Source organism: Bacillus sp. HY001, assembly GCF_007558965.1.
Taxonomy (GTDB): Bacteria; Bacillota; Bacilli; order Bacillales; family Bacillaceae_G; genus Bacillus_A; species Bacillus_A mobilis.
Genome location: NZ_VLTE01000403.1, coordinates 1 through 299 on the forward strand (window position 1 = coordinate 1; position 299 = coordinate 299).

General features: G+C 50.5%; 3 tRNA genes. All 3 read right to left on the minus strand.

The window, feature by feature from the left end:
• Positions 1 to 12 precede the first annotated feature (12 nt).
• The 3 genes from FOT98_RS31970 to FOT98_RS31980 all read right to left on the minus strand — a co-directional run bounded on the left by FOT98_RS31970 (position 13) and on the right by FOT98_RS31980 (position 278).
• A tRNA-Leu gene (locus FOT98_RS31970) sits at positions 13 to 93 on the minus strand.
• Positions 94 to 116: 23 nt separating this feature from the next.
• Positions 117 to 192, minus strand: a tRNA-His gene (locus FOT98_RS31975).
• A 10-nt stretch (positions 193 to 202) separates the two neighbouring features.
• Positions 203 to 278, minus strand: a tRNA-Thr gene (locus tag FOT98_RS31980).
• Between the last annotated feature and the right edge of the window lie 21 nt (positions 279 to 299).

Below are 299 nucleotides of genomic sequence, written 5' to 3' on the forward strand. Positions count from 1 at the left end.
TTTTATTAAAAGTGCGGGTGAAGGGAGTCGAACCCCCACGCCAAAGGCGCTAGATCCTAAGTCTAGTGCGTCTGCCAATTCCGCCACACCCGCATATTAATGATTTAAAGAAAAAATGGGGCGACTGATGGGAATCGAACCCACGAATGCCGGAGCCACAATCCGGTGCGTTAACCACTTCGCCACAACCGCCATGATTTTCTGGTGCCGACTAGAGGACTTGAACCCCCAACCTACTGATTACAAGTCAGTTGCTCTACCAATTGAGCTAAGTCGGCTAAATGGTGGAGGATGACGGG